The organism is Occultella gossypii (assembly GCF_019947135.1).
Classification (GTDB): domain Bacteria; phylum Actinomycetota; class Actinomycetes; order Actinomycetales; family Beutenbergiaceae; genus Occultella; species Occultella gossypii.
Genome location: NZ_JAGSHT010000018.1, coordinates 203,636 through 219,683, shown reverse-complemented (window position 1 = coordinate 219,683; position 16,048 = coordinate 203,636). Strand labels below are relative to the sequence as shown.

General features: G+C 71.0%; 17 protein-coding genes. 12 read left to right on the top strand and 5 right to left on the bottom strand.

Translation table 11 applies throughout. The features are described from left to right. Positions 1-7: 7 nt before the first annotated feature. Together KCQ71_RS19895 and KCQ71_RS19890 are read left to right on the top strand one after the other, a co-directional pair. On the top strand, positions 8-1,213 hold the full coding sequence (locus KCQ71_RS19895) for a glycoside hydrolase family 1 protein (RefSeq protein WP_223409189.1): 1,206 nt from the start codon (positions 8-10) through the stop codon (positions 1,211-1,213). A 33-nt stretch (positions 1,214-1,246) separates the two neighbouring features. Then, positions 1,247-2,830 carry a glucoamylase family protein gene (locus KCQ71_RS19890; protein WP_223409187.1) on the top strand — a complete coding sequence of 528 codons (1,584 nt, stop codon included), beginning with the start codon at positions 1,247-1,249 and terminating at the stop codon, positions 2,828-2,830. 109 nt (positions 2,831-2,939) lie between these two features. Here KCQ71_RS19890 and KCQ71_RS19885 read toward each other — a convergent pair whose 3' ends face one another. Further along, positions 2,940-3,932, bottom strand: a complete 993-nt coding sequence (locus KCQ71_RS19885; protein WP_223409186.1) for a GlxA family transcriptional regulator — start codon at positions 3,930-3,932, stop codon at positions 2,940-2,942. A gap of 94 nt (positions 3,933-4,026) precedes the next feature. Between KCQ71_RS19885 and KCQ71_RS19880 the strand changes: the two genes are divergently transcribed. The 4 genes from KCQ71_RS19880 (at position 4,027) to KCQ71_RS19865 (ending at position 6,972) form a co-directional block, all read left to right on the top strand. Beyond that, complete coding sequence (locus KCQ71_RS19880; RefSeq protein WP_223409184.1) at positions 4,027-4,791, top strand: NAD(P)H-dependent oxidoreductase; 765 nt, start codon at positions 4,027-4,029, stop codon at positions 4,789-4,791. Between the two features lie 131 nt (positions 4,792-4,922). Continuing rightward, entirely contained in the window at positions 4,923-5,492 is a 570-nt protein-coding gene (locus tag KCQ71_RS19875; protein WP_223409182.1) for a TetR/AcrR family transcriptional regulator, read from the top strand. Then, positions 5,489-6,166, top strand: coding sequence for a pyridoxine/pyridoxamine 5'-phosphate oxidase (locus tag KCQ71_RS19870; RefSeq protein WP_223409180.1), 678 nt, complete (start codon positions 5,489-5,491; stop codon positions 6,164-6,166). Before KCQ71_RS19875 ends, KCQ71_RS19870 begins: the two co-directional genes overlap by 4 nt. Continuing rightward, positions 6,163-6,972: a maleylpyruvate isomerase family mycothiol-dependent enzyme gene (locus KCQ71_RS19865; protein ID WP_223409178.1), complete on the top strand. Its 810-nt coding sequence runs from the start codon at positions 6,163-6,165 to the stop codon at positions 6,970-6,972. Before KCQ71_RS19870 ends, KCQ71_RS19865 begins: the two co-directional genes overlap by 4 nt. A gap of 7 nt (positions 6,973-6,979) precedes the next feature. Here KCQ71_RS19865 and KCQ71_RS19860 read toward each other — a convergent pair whose 3' ends face one another. Beyond that, positions 6,980-7,567, bottom strand: a complete 588-nt coding sequence (locus tag KCQ71_RS19860) for a TIGR03086 family metal-binding protein (RefSeq protein WP_223409176.1) — start codon at positions 7,565-7,567, stop codon at positions 6,980-6,982. Between the two features lie 122 nt (positions 7,568-7,689). Between KCQ71_RS19860 and KCQ71_RS19855 the strand changes: the two genes are divergently transcribed. Together KCQ71_RS19855 and KCQ71_RS19850 are read left to right on the top strand one after the other, a co-directional pair. Next, positions 7,690-8,091, top strand: a complete 402-nt coding sequence (locus KCQ71_RS19855; protein WP_223409174.1) for an MmcQ/YjbR family DNA-binding protein — start codon at positions 7,690-7,692, stop codon at positions 8,089-8,091. A gap of 72 nt (positions 8,092-8,163) precedes the next feature. Next, complete coding sequence (locus KCQ71_RS19850) at positions 8,164-8,724, top strand: DUF402 domain-containing protein (protein WP_223409172.1); 561 nt, start codon at positions 8,164-8,166, stop codon at positions 8,722-8,724. Positions 8,725-8,809: 85 nt separating this feature from the next. On the opposite strand, the gene KCQ71_RS19845 is transcribed toward KCQ71_RS19850, so the two are convergent. Continuing rightward, positions 8,810-10,129, bottom strand: coding sequence for an FAD-binding oxidoreductase (locus KCQ71_RS19845; protein WP_223409170.1), 1,320 nt, complete (start codon positions 10,127-10,129; stop codon positions 8,810-8,812). Between the two features lie 147 nt (positions 10,130-10,276). Between KCQ71_RS19845 and KCQ71_RS19840 the strand changes: the two genes are divergently transcribed. Beyond that, positions 10,277-11,155: a sigma-70 family RNA polymerase sigma factor gene (locus KCQ71_RS19840; protein WP_223409168.1), complete on the top strand. Its 879-nt coding sequence runs from the start codon at positions 10,277-10,279 to the stop codon at positions 11,153-11,155. Between the two features lie 7 nt (positions 11,156-11,162). On the opposite strand, the gene KCQ71_RS19835 is transcribed toward KCQ71_RS19840, so the two are convergent. Together KCQ71_RS19835 and KCQ71_RS19830 are read right to left on the bottom strand one after the other, a co-directional pair. Then, complete coding sequence (locus tag KCQ71_RS19835) at positions 11,163-12,068, bottom strand: aminoglycoside phosphotransferase family protein (RefSeq protein ID WP_223409166.1); 906 nt, start codon at positions 12,066-12,068, stop codon at positions 11,163-11,165. Between the two features lie 3 nt (positions 12,069-12,071). Further along, a complete protein-coding gene (locus KCQ71_RS19830) occupies positions 12,072-14,102 on the bottom strand; it encodes a prolyl oligopeptidase family serine peptidase (RefSeq protein ID WP_223409164.1) in 2,031 nt (676 codons plus the stop codon). 89 nt (positions 14,103-14,191) lie between these two features. On the opposite strand from KCQ71_RS19830, the gene KCQ71_RS19825 reads away from it, so the two are divergent. The 3 genes from KCQ71_RS19825 (at position 14,192) to thpD (ending at position 15,991) form a co-directional block, all read left to right on the top strand. Beyond that, complete coding sequence (locus tag KCQ71_RS19825; RefSeq protein WP_223409162.1) at positions 14,192-14,602, top strand: VOC family protein; 411 nt, start codon at positions 14,192-14,194, stop codon at positions 14,600-14,602. Between the two features lie 115 nt (positions 14,603-14,717). Next, a complete protein-coding gene (locus tag KCQ71_RS19820) occupies positions 14,718-14,927 on the top strand; it encodes a dodecin family protein (RefSeq protein ID WP_223409160.1) in 210 nt (69 codons plus the stop codon). Between the two features lie 155 nt (positions 14,928-15,082). After that, positions 15,083-15,991, top strand: a complete 909-nt coding sequence (gene thpD, locus KCQ71_RS19815; protein WP_223409158.1) for an ectoine hydroxylase — start codon at positions 15,083-15,085, stop codon at positions 15,989-15,991. Positions 15,992-16,048: the final 57 nt, after the last annotated feature.

Here is a 16,048-nt window from a genome sequence, read left to right as displayed (position 1 = left end):
GAAGACCATGACCGCAGCCGAAACCACCCCGCCGCTGGTGTTCCCCGAGGGGTTCCGCTGGGGTGCGGCCACCGCCGCCCACCAGATCGAGGGCAACAACATCAACAACGACTGGTGGCCGCGCGAGCACGCCCCGGGCACCTCGATCGCCGAACCCAGTGGGGATGCGTGCGACTCCTACCACCGCTACGGGGAGGACATCACGCTGCTCGCCGAACTCGGCCTGGACACCTACCGGTTCTCCATCGAGTGGAGCCGGATCGAACCCGAGGAGGGGTTCGTCTCCCGTGCCGAGATCGCGCACTACCGGCGCATGGTCGAGGCCTGCCAGGCGGCCGGGCTGACCCCGATGGTCTCGCTCATGCACTTCACCGTGCCGCGCTGGTTCGCCGACGACGGCGGGTGGCGCTCAGCGAAGGCGGTGGACCGGTTCCGGCGGTTCACCGAGTTGGCGCTTCCGATCGTGGCCGACGGGGTCCCGTGGGTGTGCACGATCAACGAACCGAACATCGCGGCCATGATCGCCGGTGGCGAGGACCCGGCGAACCTGGTCGCCTACGGGCTGCCGGCACCGGACCTGGCCGTCGCGGACACCCTGCTCGCGTGCCACCGGGCCTCCCGCGAGGTGCTCGCCGAGCACACCTCGGTCGCGTCCGGGTGGACCGTGGCGACCCAGGCGTTCCAACCCGAGCCGGGCTGCGAGGACGTCGCCCGCGAGTACGGCCACCAGCGCGACGACTGGTACCTGGAGGCCGTCCGCGGCGACGACTGGGTGGGCGTGCAGGCCTACACCCGCACCATCATCGGACCGGACGGGCCCCGGCAGGTGCCCGACGGCGTCGAGACGACCCTGACCGGGTGGGAGTACTACCCGCCCGCGCTCGAGATCGGGGTCCGCTCCGCCTGGGAGCTCACCGGCGGGGTGCCGGTTTTCGTCACCGAGAACGGCATCGCCACTGCCGACGACACCCGCCGCATCGACTACACCGCCGGCGCGCTCGCCGGCCTGCACGCCGCCATGGCCGACGGCGTCGACGTCTGGGGCTACCTGCACTGGAGCGCCCTGGACAACTACGAGTGGGCCAGCGGCTTCCGGCCCACGTTCGGGCTCATCGGGGTGGACCGGCAGACCTTCGAGCGCACCCCGAAGCCGAGCGCCGCCTGGCTGGGGGAGGTGGCCCGCACCAACACGCTGAGCACGCCACCGCAGTGATGGCAGCTGATGCATCGAGATGGGAGAGAACGCATGCGAAAGCGACTACTCGCCGCAGTCACCGGCGTGGTCCTCGTGGCCACCCCGGCCGCCGTGGCCACCGCGGCACCGCAGCCGACCGGACCAACGGGACCTGCGCCGTCGGGCATCGACGCCGACCTGACCCGCGCGGACCGCCAGGAGCTACGCCGCTGGGCCGCGGACACCTGGGCCTCGTTCGAGGCCATGACGGATGAGACCACCGGCCTGCCGGCGGACAACATCGAGGGCGACCTCGACCCGGCCACCCGCTCCGGGTACACGTCGCCGACGAACATCGGCGCGTACCTGTGGAGCACCGTCGCCGCCCGGGACATCGGCCTGATCTCCCGGACCGAGGCGCGCGACCGGATGGCGCAGACTCTCGACACGCTCGCCGGGATGGAGCGCCACGAACCCAGTGGCATGTTCTACAACTGGTACGACGAGGCCACCGGCGCCAAGCTCATCGAGTTCCCCGGCAGCGGCGAGGTGATCAACCCGTTCGTGTCCACGGTGGACAACGGCTGGTTCGCCGCGGCGCTGATGGTGGTCCGCAGCGCCGAGCCGCGGCTGCGCGCCCAGGCGCAGGACCTCCTGGACGGGATGGACTTCGCGTTCTTCCACAACCCGGACGCGCGCGGGGGAGACCTGCCTGGCTGGAACCGGGGCGGGTTCTGGGTCGATGAGCCCCCGGCGGAGCAGTGCAACGTGCCCGGCAACTACGGCGACCCGCAGGAGCCGCTGTACTACACCTGCCACCACTACGACCTGCTGAACTCCGAGACCCGGATCGCGGTCTACGTCGGCATCGCGCTCGGCCAGATCCCGCAGGAGGCCTACTACTCGCTGTGGCGGACGTTCCCGGACACCTGCGACTGGGACTGGGCGGAGCAGCAGCCCATCGGGACCACCCGCAGCTACCTCGGTATCGAGGTCTACGAGGGCACGTTCGCCTACGAGGACCTGCACATGGTGCCCACCTGGGGCGGGTCCATGTTCGAGGAGCTGATGCCGGACCTGTTCGTCCCCGAGCAGCGATGGGCGCCGGACAGCTGGGGCGCCAACCACCCGCTCGCCGTGCAGGCGCACATCCGGCACGGGCTGGACGAGGCCGGCTACGGGTACTGGGGCTTCTCGCCCGCGTCGAACCCGTTCGGTGGGTACAACGCCTACGGCGTGGACGTGATCGGGATGCAGTCGGACGGCTACTTCTCCGACGTCGAGGGCACCGACGTGGACGGCGGCTTCGGCGACTGCCGGGAGGGCACCAACCCCGAGCCGGAGTTCGGCGACGGCGTGGTCACCCCGCACGCGGCCTTCCTCGCCATCCCGTACGCACCGCGGGAAGCGGTGGACAACCTCGCCGGCATCGAGGACGAGCTCGGTGCCTACGGGCCGGGCGGGTTCTTCGATTCCGTCGCCGTGAGCGGGACCGCCGCCGAGCGGTACCTCTCGCTCGACCAGGGCATGATCCTGGGCGCCCTCGGCAACGTGCTCGGCCACGACGCCCTGCACCGGTACTTCGCCCGCGGCGAGGTGCAGCACGTGATCCGGCCCCTGATCGGGATGGAGGAGTTCTCCTCAGGAGTGTTCTGACCCGGCCGAGCGCGACATTGTTGGTCCCTCGCGCGACGATGGGGCCAACAATGTCGCGTTCGCGGCGGGGCTGCCGTGGCTGGGTCAGGCGCGGGCCCGACGGCGGAGGTCAGGCCGGCAGGGCGGGCTCGCTTCCGCGGAACGTGCGCCGGTAGGCGCTCGGGGAGACACCGAGGCTGGCATGCAGGTGTGCGCGCAGCGACGTGGCGGTGCCGAACCCGGCGGCGCCGGCGATCCGGTCGACCGGCAGGTCGCTGTGCTCGAGCAGGTGCCGGGCGTGCTCGAGGCGCTGTCGGGTCACCCACTGGCCGGGGGAGAGGCCGAACTCGGCCCGGAAGGCTCGGGTCAGGGTTCGCACGCTCACGGCCGAGCGCTCGGCGAGCTCGGCCAGCGTCAGCGGCTGGTCAAGGTTGGTCAGCGCCCAGTCCCGTGCGCCGCTCGTGACCGATCGGGGGCCGACCGGGACCGGTCGCTCGATGAACTGGGCCTGGCCGCCGTCGCGGTGCGGTGGGACCACGAGGTGCCGCGCGGCGGTGTTCGCGACCGCGACGCCATGGTCACGGCGGACCAGGTGCAGGCACAGGTCCAGCCCGGACGCCTCGCCCGCGGACGTGAGCACGTCCCCGCTTTCGACGTAGAGCACGTTGGGGTCCAGGTCGACGGCCGGGAACCACGCCCGGAACTGCGCCGCCGACTTCCAGTGCGTGGTGGCCTTGCGCCCGTCCAGCAGTCCGGCCGCCGCGAGGACGAACGAGCCCGTGCAGATCGAGGCGATCCGGGTGCCCGGGCGGATCCGGGCCAGCGCGGCGGCGAGCTCCGGCCCGAGGCGGCCGGTGCTGTCCGTCTCGGCAGGGGAGTGGGACGCCGGCACGATCACCGTGTCCGCCCACTCGAGGGCGGCCGGACCATGGGCCACCGTGATCGGGAAGTCGGCGTCCGTGCGGACCTCGCCGGGAACCGGGGCGAGGGTGCGGACCTCGTAGAGCGCCTCGCCGTCAGGGGTCTTCGCCTCGGCGAACACCTGGTGCACGAGGCCGAGTTCCATGGGGAGCACACCGTCGCGGACGAGCACGGCGACGCGATGGCGGGCACGAGTAGTCATGGCCCGATTCTTGCGCATATCGTCCAAAAGGTCACTGGTGCCTGTCCGAGCGAACCGGCAACGTGGGTGGTCCGCAACGAAAGGGACCGACCAGATGAACGTGCTGTGGGTACTCGCCCATCCGGAACAACGCTCGCTCGCGGGCGCGCTGCACGCCGACGGCGTGGCCACGCTGCGGGCCGCCGGCCATGCCGTGGAGGTGGACGACCTGTACGCGATGAAGTGGAAGGCGGTTCTGGACGCGGAGGACTACCCGGAGGTCGAGCCGGGACCAGTGCTGGAGGCGTCCGGCGAGGCCTACGCGCGCGGCCTGCTCAGCCCGGACATCCTCGCCGAGCACGAGAAGATCGCGCGGGCGGATGCGATCGTGCTGCAGTTCCCGCTCTGGTGGTTCGGCATGGCCGCGATCCTGAAGGGCTGGTTCGACCGGGTCTTCGTGCGTGGCTACGCCTACGACATGCCCGACCCCGACCGGCCCGGCCACACGATGCGCTACGGCCGCGGGAACCTGGCCGGCAAACGTGCGCTCGTGGTCGTGACCACGGGCGCGGGGACCGGGCCGTTCGGTCCGCGCGGCATCCACGGCGACCTCGACGAGGTGCTCTTCCCGCTCCTGCACGGCACCCTCTGGTACGCGGGGATCTCCGCGCTGCCGCCCGTCGCGATCCACGGCACCTCGGCCTTCAGCGAGTCCGACCACGCCGCCGCGGTCGAGCTCCTGCGGGGCCGGCTCGACGATCTGGCGACGATCGAGCCGATCCCGTACCGGTTCCAGGGCCCCGAGGACTACGACCGCGACCTCGCGCTCCGGCCCGAGCTCGCTCCCGGCCGGACCGGGCTGGGTGTCCACCGACACTGACCGCCCACCGTCCACCCGCGGCACGAGCGCGACATTGTTGGCACCACCCGCGACGACGGAGCCAACGATGTCGCGTTCGTGTGTCGGCCCAGCCCTTGTGACCATACCTAGAGGTAGGTAGGGTGCCCCTTATGGGCATCCCGAACGAGAGTCGCGAACGTCTCGTCGCCGCCGCCCGCGACCTCTACGCGAGCCAGGGCGTCGGCGCGACCAGTCCCCGCCAGGTCCTCGCGGCCAGCGGTGTCGGCCAGGGCAGCCTCTACCACCACTTCCCGGCCAAGCACGATCTTGCCCTTGCCGCGATCTCGGCCACCGTCGCCGACTCGCTGGCCGCCGCTGCCGGCGAGCTCCGCGGCGACCGGCCGGCCCTGGACCGGTTGCGCGCCTACCTCGAACGTCCGCGGGACACGACGAACGGATGCCGCATCGGCAGGCTCACCAGCGATCAGGCCGTGATGTCCGACGCCGAGCTGGCCGCCGAGGTCGGGTCCTACTTCTCGGGCTTGGTGGAGCGCCTCACCGAGGTCTTCGGCGAGGCAGGACTGCCCGACGGCGCAGCGTCCGATCGCGCGTACGCCGCCCTGGCCATCGTGCAGGGCGGGTACGTGCTCTCGCGCGCGCTCGCCGACCCGACCGCGATGCAGCGCGCCGTGCGCGGCTTCGTTTCCATGCTCAGCCCGGCCCTCGAGGAGAGGCAATGATCGCCGACCCGACCGACCTGCGCACCTGGCTGCGCGGCCTGCCCAGCTTCGAACGCGACCGGCTGCCGCCGTTCGACCCCGACGACGCCCCGGCGGACCCGGCCGACCTGTTCCTGGCTTGGCTCCGCGACGCCGTCGGGGCCGGCTCCACGGCGCCGCACGCGATGAACCTCGCCACCGCGGACGCGTCCGGTGCCGTGGCCGCGCGGACGCTCATCCTCAAGGACCTGGACGCCCGCGGCTGGCATTTCGCCACCGGTTCGCACAGCCCCAAGGCCGCTGCCCTCGCGCAGAACCCGAACGCCGCGATGACGTCGTTCTGGCCGGCGCTCGGACGTCAGGTCCGGCTCGCCGGGACCGTGCAGGACCTCGGCGAGGAGGCGGGCACGGCGGACTTCCTGGCCCGGCCGCCCCCTTCGCGGGCTGCTGCCCTGGTGGGCCGGCAGAGCGAACCGTTGGAAGACCGCCAGGACTACTGGGACGCCTACGCCGCTGCCCTGGCCCGGGTCGAGGCGGACATCGACGGCGTCCTGATCGCCCCTGAGTGGCGCGTCTACGCGCTGGCGCCGCACACCGTCGAGTTCTGGGCGGCCACGCCCGATGCCGGTCAGATCCGGCTGCGCTACCGACGATCCACGGACCAAGCCTGGACGAAGGGACTGATCTGGCCATGATCGACCCCACGCAGGACCCGAAGGAGGTGGCCGTCCTTGCGGCGACCGAGGGCGGCGACGCACTCACTCGGGTGATCGATGCCCTGGCGACCTTGGATGACCAGGCCGTCCGAGCGCCGTCGGCCCTTCCGGACTGGACCCGCGGCCACCTGCTCGCGCACCTGGACGGCGTCGGCAACGCGTTCGCCCGCCAGCTCGAGTTCGCCGCGCGCGGCGAGCTGATCGAGGTGTACGAGGGCGGCCGGCCGGGTCGCAACGCCCGCATCGAGCAGCTCTCGGTGCGCTCCCGTGATGAGCACCTGGTGGGGCTGGGGTCGTTGCGCGACCGGTTGGCGGCGGCGTGGCCCGCCCCGGGATCGCCGGGCTGGGATGCGTCCGTCACCTACTACGACGGCACGGTCGTGGACGTCGCGCTCGCCTGGTGGCGCGAGGCCGGGGTCCATCAGGTGGACCTGGTCGCCGGGATCGGCGTCGAGTCCTGGTCCGTCGCCCTGTGCGAGCACCTCCTGGACTTCCTGGGCGTGCGCCTGCCCGAGGGGGAGCCGGTGGTCATCAACGCCGACGACGAGGGCCTGCGGTACGCCGTCGGCCCCGGACTCGACGAGTTGGACGTCGAGGGCGGCGGCACGGGTGCGGATGACGAGACGGCCGTCGAGGTGACCGGTGCCCTGCGTGACATCACGTCCTGGCTCGCCGGCCGTGCCCCCGCCGTGGCGCCCGTCGCGACCAGGGCCGGCGCCGCCGTCGACCTCCAGGAGCTCGGCCCGTGGCCCTCGCCGCCCACGTCGGACCCGCCGCGCAGCTGACCGGCGCTCAGCCGGGCGGCGACCACCCCGGATCGCGACCGGCAAGCCCGAGCACGCGGTCGAAGAGCGGCGCGTCGGAGGGCACGGACACCGGCGGCCCGAACATGCCCTCGCGCTCGGCGGCGGCGACCTGCGGGTCCGGGTCCGGCGTGACGATCGGCAGCACCGCCTCCGCCTCGGCATCGGTGGGCCGGTAGTTCTGACCGGTGGCCCGGGCGAGGTCCCAGCCATGCAACAGCACCTCGTCGAGGGCGACCAGCCCGCACGCCTGTGCGGGGAACCGGACCGAGCCGGCCATCGTCATCCCGTCCCAGGCGGCCGGGTCCTGCCAAGCCACGGCGAGTTGCCCCAGCTGACCGGTGAGACTCTCGCGCCAGTCCTCGGGCAACGGGTCCAGGATCGGGGCGGGCGGTGTGGACGTCGTGGGTCCTTCGATCTTCGCGGCGGCGTCCCGGAACGCCACGGTCAGGCCGAGGAGATGGTTCAGCAGCTGCAGCACCGGCATGCCGATCGGCGTCGTCACGTCTAGGTGCTCATCACGTACGGCGGGGATCAGTGCGGCCACGCGAGTCGTGCTCGGGGTGAGATCGATCATCGGGCTCTCCTGGCTCGGGGTCATAGCACCGGTACCGACCTCCCCCGCCGCCGGAATTCATCGGTCGAGCAGGTCCACAGACGTGACGCGTCCGTGTCGCACGTGGATGGCACGATGGTCCGATGACCAGGACCGGCGCGTGGGCGCAGGCCGCCACGTGGTGCCACGGAGTGTGCCTCGACCTGCCGTCGGCCACGCTCGACCACCCGTTCGGCCCGGACTCGGACGTGCTGCGCGTGCACGGCAAGATGTTCGCTCTGGTCATGGGTGTGCCACACATCAGCGAGCACCTGCTGGTCAACCTCAAGGCCGATCCGGTCGAGGTCCCGCTGCTGATCGGCACCCACGACTACGTGCTTCCGGCCTATCACATGAACAAGAAGCACTGGATCAGTGTGGCCCTCGCCCCGGACGCTGACCGGGACCTCGTGGCCGGTCTGATCGAGGACTCCTACGACACCGTGGTCTCCAAGCTGCCGGCGCAGGCGCGGCAGTCCCTGAACTGGGCGCGGGACCGCGCGTGAGCCCGGGGGCCGAACCCGCTGACCTCGACTCGGCGGCGGCGATGACCCGGTCGGCGTGCAGAATGGGCCCTCGTGAGCACGCAGCGACCGGACCCGGGCACCCCGATGATCTTCCATTGGCGCAAATGGGACGGCACGCCACACTGGCGCCACGAGTGCGTCTACCTCGGCTCCGACGAGTGGGGCGACTGGATCGGCCAGCCGGTCGGCTGGCACAGCGCGCGTCCGGGTGCGGAGTTCCATGCGGAGGGACCGAACGTCGCGCTCCTGCCTGCGGGCGGCCCCGCCGCGGACTTCGCGCTCACGGTGAACCGTCACCACCCGCGCGGGCTGCGCATCTACATCGATCTCGGCTGGGACGTGCGCTGGACGAGCGACCCGCTGCTGGCCACGGGCATCGACATGGATCTGGACGTGGTCCGCGTCGAGGGTCCGCGTGGCACCTGGGTCGACGACCGCGACGAGTGGGCCGAGCACTGCGAGCAGTTCGGCTACCCGGTCGAGGTGGTCACCCGTCTGGAACTACTGGCACTCGACCTGGAGCAGCGCGTGCGTGCGCAGGTCCCGCCGTTCGACGACGCCACCCCCGATCTGTGGCTGGACCGACTGGAGGCCTTCGGGCTGCACCGCTGAGGGCGTTGGGTGAGGCCCCGGCTCGATGTTCTCGTGGTGGTCGCGTCCTTGGTCGGGTGCCATGGTTCGAACCTACTCGCCGGGATCAGTCCAGGATCCCGAAGTTGCCCCGGATGATCCCGTCGGGGTCGCGGTCTTCTTTCAGCTGGCGAAGGCGTCGCATCGAGGCGTCCGGCAGCGCGTCGGACAGGCGTTCTCCCGGGTTCAGGAACGTGATCGGCTTGCGCCCGCTGGTCGGCAGGGCGTCGGCGAGCGCTGCCTGCTTTCCTGCGATCGACTCCGCCACCTGAGCGGTTGCCGGAACCCCGAACATATACACGGCGTACGGCTCCGCGAGTGCGCCGTGCGGACTGTCGCTGGGCTGGGCCAGGGCGCCTCCGAGGTGCCGGATCTGCACCGTCATCAACGGCGCGATCGGATCGTCGACCAGTGCAGCCAGCGCGCTGTCGTCGAGGTGGGTGAGGAGTTCCCCGCGTGAGGCGCCAGGTCCAGGGTCCGTGGGTTCTGCGGTGATGGTGCCGAGGTCGGCGACGCTGATCGGTGCTCGGGTGTCGGACAGCGGCACCGGCAGCAGGCTGGTCTCGTGCATGAGGTTGCGGGCGGTCGCCTCGTCGCCGAGGAAGGTCGAGTCGATCGCGACCAGCGGTTCGGCTCCGGGGAAACTGAGCAGTTCGAGCCACAGGGTGAGCGCGCCTGGCGCCGTCTCGGTCATCGACCGGAAGACGGCCGCGACCTGGCCCGCGTGTGTCGCAGGCCAGAGCTGGCGGCCGCCGAAGACGCTGGGCGCCGGGCGCAGCTGCAGCTCCAGAGCGGTGACGATGGCGAGGTCGCCTCCGCCGCCGCGCAGGGCCCAGAACAGTTCGGGGTCGATAGCGGGGGTGACGCGCTGGGTGGTGCCGTCTGCTGCGACGATCTCGGCGGCGAGGATGCTGTCGGCCATCCACCCGAACGCTCTTCCGAACCAGCTCAGGCCACCGCCGAGCGCGGCGCCGGTCACGGTCACGGCGGGGGAACTGCCCGGGAGGGCGGTGAGGCCGTGCGCGGCGGCGGCGCGTTGCAGTTCACCGGAACGCACACCGGCGCCGATCCTCGCCGTCATCCGGATGGGGTCGATGTCGATGGTGTCGAGGCCGGCGGTGCGCAGCAGGATGGCATCGCTCGCGCGTCCGGTCGCGCCGTGGCCGCTCGGCTGGGTGGCGACCGGGATGTTCCGCTCCGAGGCGAATCGCACGAGCCGGGAGACGTCCGCGGCGTCGGCGACCTCCACGACGGCGCGCACGCGCTGTTCGATGGCGAGATTCCAGGGGCGGTGCACCTCGTCGAAGCCGGCATCGGCGGGCAGCCAGACGCGCCCACGGACACTGGCGCGAAGTTCTTCGGTGGTGGTCTGCGGGAGAATGGTCACAGTGACTCCTTCACTTTGGTGATGCGGGGGAGACGGGCCGGAACGTCCGTCTCACCCATGAGTCGGATCTGTGGACCGAAACGTGACCAGCGCTCGCCTGGAAGGAGTCCCGTGCTACCGCTACCGCCAACCCGCACCCTCGACGACGTGGCGGAGCAGTTCGTCACCCATCGCCCGAAGCTGTACGCGATCGCACACCGTGCCCTGGGGTCGCCGTGGGGCGCCGACGACGCCGTCCAGGAGGCCTGGCTCCGACTGCAGCGCACCGACATCGCCACCATCAAGAACCTCGAGGCCTGGCTGACGACGGTCATCTCCCGCGTCTGCATCGACATGATCCGGCAGCAGGCGAGCCGGCGCGAGGATCTGGACCGTGACTCCACCCCGGAGGCGGAATCTTCGGTCCGAACGCCTGCCGACGGCGACCCATCGGACAGCCTGATGCGCATCGACGATCTCGGTCTGGCGATGCAGGTCGTGCTGGACAGCCTCGGACCGCTCGAACGCCTCGCGCTCGTGCTGCACGACGTCTTCGCCCTGTCCTATGACGACATCGCCCCCATCGTCGAACGCACCCCCACTGCCGCCCGCCAACTCGCATCCCGCGCCCGAGCCCGGCTGCGAGCCGTCGACGTCGGCGGCATCCGCGAGCGACAGGACGCCGCGATCGGCGCGTTCCTCGACGCGGCCAGGAACGGCGACTTCGGCGGGCTCCTGCAACTCCTCGACCCAGAGATCGAGCTGCGCAGCGATGGCGCGGCCGTCGAGCTCGCCACCGCAGGCGCCGACCACGGTGCCCCGCTCCTCGAAGACAGCATCCGTGGCGTCGACGCGGTGGCGAGAGTGTTCGCCGGGCGCGCCGAGCTCACCCGCCTCGTGTCCATCGACGGCGCCCCCGCGGCCGCGTACGTCGCCGACGGCACGGTGCACGCGGTCTACCTGATCACCTTCGTCGACGACCGGATCGCCACCCTGGATGTCCTCGCTGACGCCGAACGACTGGCAAGCCTTCAGACGGTCATCTGAGCAGGGCTCAGACCCGCGCGAACGCCTCCAGCAGCCGTACGCATCGCGGCGGATCCTCGGTGAGACCGTGCGCGAGGCCCCAGAGCAGGTAGTCGAACGAGCGGTACACGATCCACGCCTGCGCGCGCTCGGCCTCCAGCCCGGCGGCGGCGATGACCCGGTCGGCGTGCCGGTGCATCGCGGCCGCGTCGTCCATCTCGTCCACCCGTGTCCACAGCACCCGGGCCAGGTCGTAGCAGGCATCCCCGCGCAGCAGCGCCGGGTCGAACAAGAGCCACGGCTCCCGGGTGGCGCGGTGCACCTGCGCGCCGTGCAGGTCCCCGTCGACGGCGGTGCTCGCCTCGGTCCGCCCGCACACCTCGGCCGCGGCGAGCGCCGCGCGCAGGAACTCCTCGCCGACGACTCGTCCGAGCCGGTCCCACTCGCCGGGGAACTCGGTGGCCCGGTGCCGCGCGATCTCGTCCGTGCGCGGCACATCCGGCGGCGCCGGGACCGCGAGGCGGCGCATGAGGTCGCCCGTCACGGTGGCCGCCTCGTCCAGCGGCACGGAATCGAGCGGCTCTCCGAAGAGCCGCTCCAGGAGCGTGACCCGGCGCGGCACGTCCGCCTCGAACAGGCGGACCACACCGCGTCCGTCCCAGAACGTCAGCGCCCGGACCTCGGCGGCGACGTCGTCACCCGGCGGCGCGAGCCGCAGGATGAGTTGCTCGCCGCCCCGGTGCACCGGCACGGCGAGCGCGTTCGACCCATGGCGAGCACCGCCGTCGGGTTCCAGACCCCACGCCGTGCACGCCTGCGCGACCAGACGCGGCAACTCGTCGAGCCACTGCACCAGCGGCGGCTCGCGGTTCCAGAACCGCGGCATCGACCGCAGCGAGGAGACCGCTGGGGCGACACCGTCGGGTTCCGGCATGGTTCAGGTGAGGCGCTCGGACAGGAACCGGTACGCGAGCGACGTCATGTGCGCCTGCTGCCCGTTCGTCGCGGCCCCGCCGTGACCGCCCTCGATGTTCTCGTAGTAGGTGACGTCCTTGCCGGCCGCGATCATCTGCGCAGCCATCTTCCGCGCGTGCCCAGGGTGCACCCGGTCGTCCCGCGTGGACGTGGTGAACAGGACCGGCGGGTAGTCGGCGTCGGCGTCGAACAGGTGATAGGGCGAGAAGTGCTGGATGTACTCCCACTGCGCCGGGTCGTCCGGATCGCCGTACTCGGCCATCCAGGACGCGCCGGCGAGCAGGTGCGAGTACCGCTTCATGTCCAGCAGCGGCACCTGGATCACCACCGCCCCGAACAGGTCCGGGTACTGGGTGAGCATGTTCCCGGTGAGCAACCCACCGTTCGAACCGCCCTGCACCCCCAGGTGCGCGCTGGCGGTGATGCCCCGCTCCACGAGGTCCTTGGCGACTGCGGCCATGTCCTCGTACGCCCGGTGCCGGTTCTCCTTCAGCGCAAGCTGGTGCCAGCGCGGGCCGTACTCGCCGCCACCCCGGATGTTCGCGAGCGCGTACACCCCGCCCTGCTCCAGCCAGGCACTGCCGAGCACCCCGGAGTAGGTGGGGGTCAGCGAGATCTCGAACCCGCCGTACCCGTACAGCAGGGTGGGCGCGGTGCCGTCGAAGGCGAGGTCCTCGCGGTGGATGAGGAAGTACGGGACCCGGGTGCCGTCGTCGGAGGTGACGAAGTGCTGCTCGGCGACGAGGCCGGCGGCGTCGAAGAAGACCGGCATCGACTTCAGCGGCTCAGGGGCCGAACCGATCTCCGCGATCGAGAGGGTGGTGGGGGACAGGAAGTCGGTCGCGTACAGCCAGACGGCGTCCGAGAGCCGCGAGTCGACGGCGCCGACGGCGACCGTGCCGACCTGGGCCGCACCCACGAACGCCGACCGCTCGAAGGTGCCGTGCGCCGTCGGCGTCAACACCTCGAGGCGGTTCTTGACGTCCTCGAGGATGTTCAGGACGAGGTGCGAGCGGGTCCACGTGGCCGAGGCGAGAGAGCTCGTCTCGGTGGGGGTGTAGAGCGCCTGCAGGTCACGCGAGCCGGCGAGGAACTCCTCGAGCCGGATCGCGAGCAGGGCACCGGCCGGGTAGGTGACGTTTGCGGGCGTCCACTCCTCACGCAGCTCCACGGTCAGCCACTCCCGCTTGATGTCCGGTTCGGCGGAGTTCGGTACGTCGATGCGGGTGAGCTCGTCGCCCGCGCCGAGCAGGTACAGCTCGCTGTTGTAGAACGCGATGGAACGGCTCACGAAGTCCCGCTCGAACCCCGGCGTGGAGTCGTGGTACGCGGCGATGTACATGTCCTCCGCGGCGCCCTCGTACACGGTCTCCGCCGCCTCGAGCGGGGTGCCGCGGTGCCAGCGCTTGGCGATCCGCGGGTAGCCCGACGGGGTCATCGTGCCCTCGCCGAAGTCGGTGAACACGAACAGGGTGTCCGCGTCGATCCAGGACGTCCCGCCCTTGGACTCGGGCCGGAAGAACCCGCCCTCCACGAAGGACCTCGTCTGCAGATCGAACTCGCGGGAGACGTCGGCGTCCGCGCCGCCGCGGGACAGGTCGATGATCGCGAGCCGGTACTCCTCGTCGCCGCGGAGCACACTCGCGCCGTGCCAGACCCAGTTCTCGCCCTCGGCCTCGTTGAGCGCGTCCAGGTCGAGGACGGTCTCCCACTCCGGTTCGGCGGTGCGGTATGACTCCAGCGTGGTGCGCCGCCACAGGCCGCGCTCGTGGTCGGCGTCCCTCCAGAAGTTGTAGTAGAAGTCCCCGATCTTGGAGACGTCCGGGATCTTCTCCTCGGAGTCGAGGATCCCGAGCGTGCGTGCCTTCATGGCTGCGAACTCGGGTGTGCCGGCCAGGGTGGCGGCCTGTTCGGAGTTGCGGGCGCGGACCCAGTCGAGTTGCTGCTCGCCCTCGACGTCCTCCAGCCAGGCGTACGGGTCCTCGTGGCTCACGCGCGTTCCTTCCGTTCGTAGGTGTGCCAAAGAACCCTAACCCGGCAAAAGCCTCGACGGCGGGGGCCGGGTCGACCATCGTGGTCGCCATGACCTCACGTCTGTCCCACACCAGCGTCGACGCGCGCGACGCGTACGCACAGGCCGCGTTCTGGGCCCAGGTCCTCGGCTACACGGGGGACCCCGACGACCCGGACGAGCCCGGCGACGAGGAATGCCTGATCGTCTCGCCCGACGGCCGCACCAAGATCCTGTTCATCGAGGTTCCCGAGGGCAAGAGTGTGAAGAACCGCCTGCACCTCGACCTCGTCCCGACCGACCTGACCCGCGACGACGAGGTCGCCAGGCTCCTCGGTCTGGGCGCCACCGTGGTCGCGGACCGGCGCGTCGCCGAGGGTAAGGGCTGGTTCACCCTGGCGGACCCGGAGGGCAACGAGTTCTGCGTGCTTCGCGGCGACCTCGAACGGCCCGACCCGTGGGCGCACCTGATCCGCACCTGATCCCGCGGCCGAGCCGCGACTGGCCAGGGGTCCGTGCTGTTGCGGGGCCCCCGCGACCGGTCCACCATGGCAGGGCTGCATCGGCAGCGGATCGACTTCAACGAGGAGGACGAACATGACCGCATCTGTCGCACGGGTCACCACGATCACCGCCCGCTCGGACACCAGCTTCGATGACGCCGTGAAGGCGGGCGTGGAGCGTTCCGCGAAGACCCTGCGCAACGTCTCCGGAGCCTGGGTCAAGGACCAGAAGGTCGAGCTCACCGACGGTGTGGTGACGGCGTGGCAGGTCGTGCTCGAGGTCACGTTCGTCCTCGACGACTGAGAACTGCCCGACGGCGGCGCTCGGCCGAGCGCGTGTGACGGCCTTGCGTCGGGCGCGGCTCCCGGGTGAGGGTGGGGTGGGTGCCGGGCGGGCAGTTCGCCCGGCGCCCGGGCGGTGCGAGCCGCTATGACAACTCAACGGATAGGAGAAGACCGATGACTGCCGCAGACGTGCAGAACAGAATCGACGCCTACCCCACCCGGAACAACGGTGAGGTCAAGGTCATACCCCGAGGAGCCCCGGTGGTCTGGGGGACGGCCGCCACGGGTCCGATGGACCAGGCGACCCTCGACGGTTTCGACACCAAGGGGTACCTGTCGATCGACCAGCTGGTCGGGGCGGACGAGGTCGCCGCGTTCCATCGTGAGCTCGAGCGGCTCTCGAGCGACCCCGACGTCCGGGCCGACGAGCGGTGCGTCATCGAGGCGAGCAGCCAGGAGGTTCGCTCGATCTTCGACGTCCACCGGATCAGTCCGGTGTTCGCGAAGATCGCCAACGACCCCCGCGTGGTGGACCGAGCCCGCCAGTTGCTCGGGTCGGACGTCTACATCCACCAGTCGCGCGTGAACTTCAAGCCGGGCTTCGAGGGCAAGGAGTTCATGTGGCACTCGGACTTCGAGACCTGGCACGCCGAGGACGGCATGCCGCGGATGCGCGCCGTGAGCATCTCGATCTCGATGACTGACAACCACTCCTACAACGGCCCGCTGATGATCATGCCCGGGTCGCACCGGGAGTACATCTCCTGTGACGGCGCCACCCCGGAGGACAACTACCGGAAGTCCCTGGTCATGCAGGGGGCCGGCACCCCGAGCAAGGAGGTCCTGCGGGACTTCTACGACCGCTACGGGATCGACGTGCTCGAGGGGAAGGCCGGCGGTGCCGTGATGTTCGACAGCAACTGCATGCATGCCTCCAACGGCAACGTCACGCCGACGCCGCGCTCGAACGTGTTCATCGTGTACAACTCCGTGGAGAACACCCTCGAGGAGCCGTTCTCCGCACCGAGGCCGCGCCCGGAGTTCGCCGGCTCGACGGACTTCACGCCCGCCGGCCGGGTGTAGAAATACTGATCGCGGCTCCGACGTCTCCTGTGACGGGCCCGCACCGAGGCCCCGATG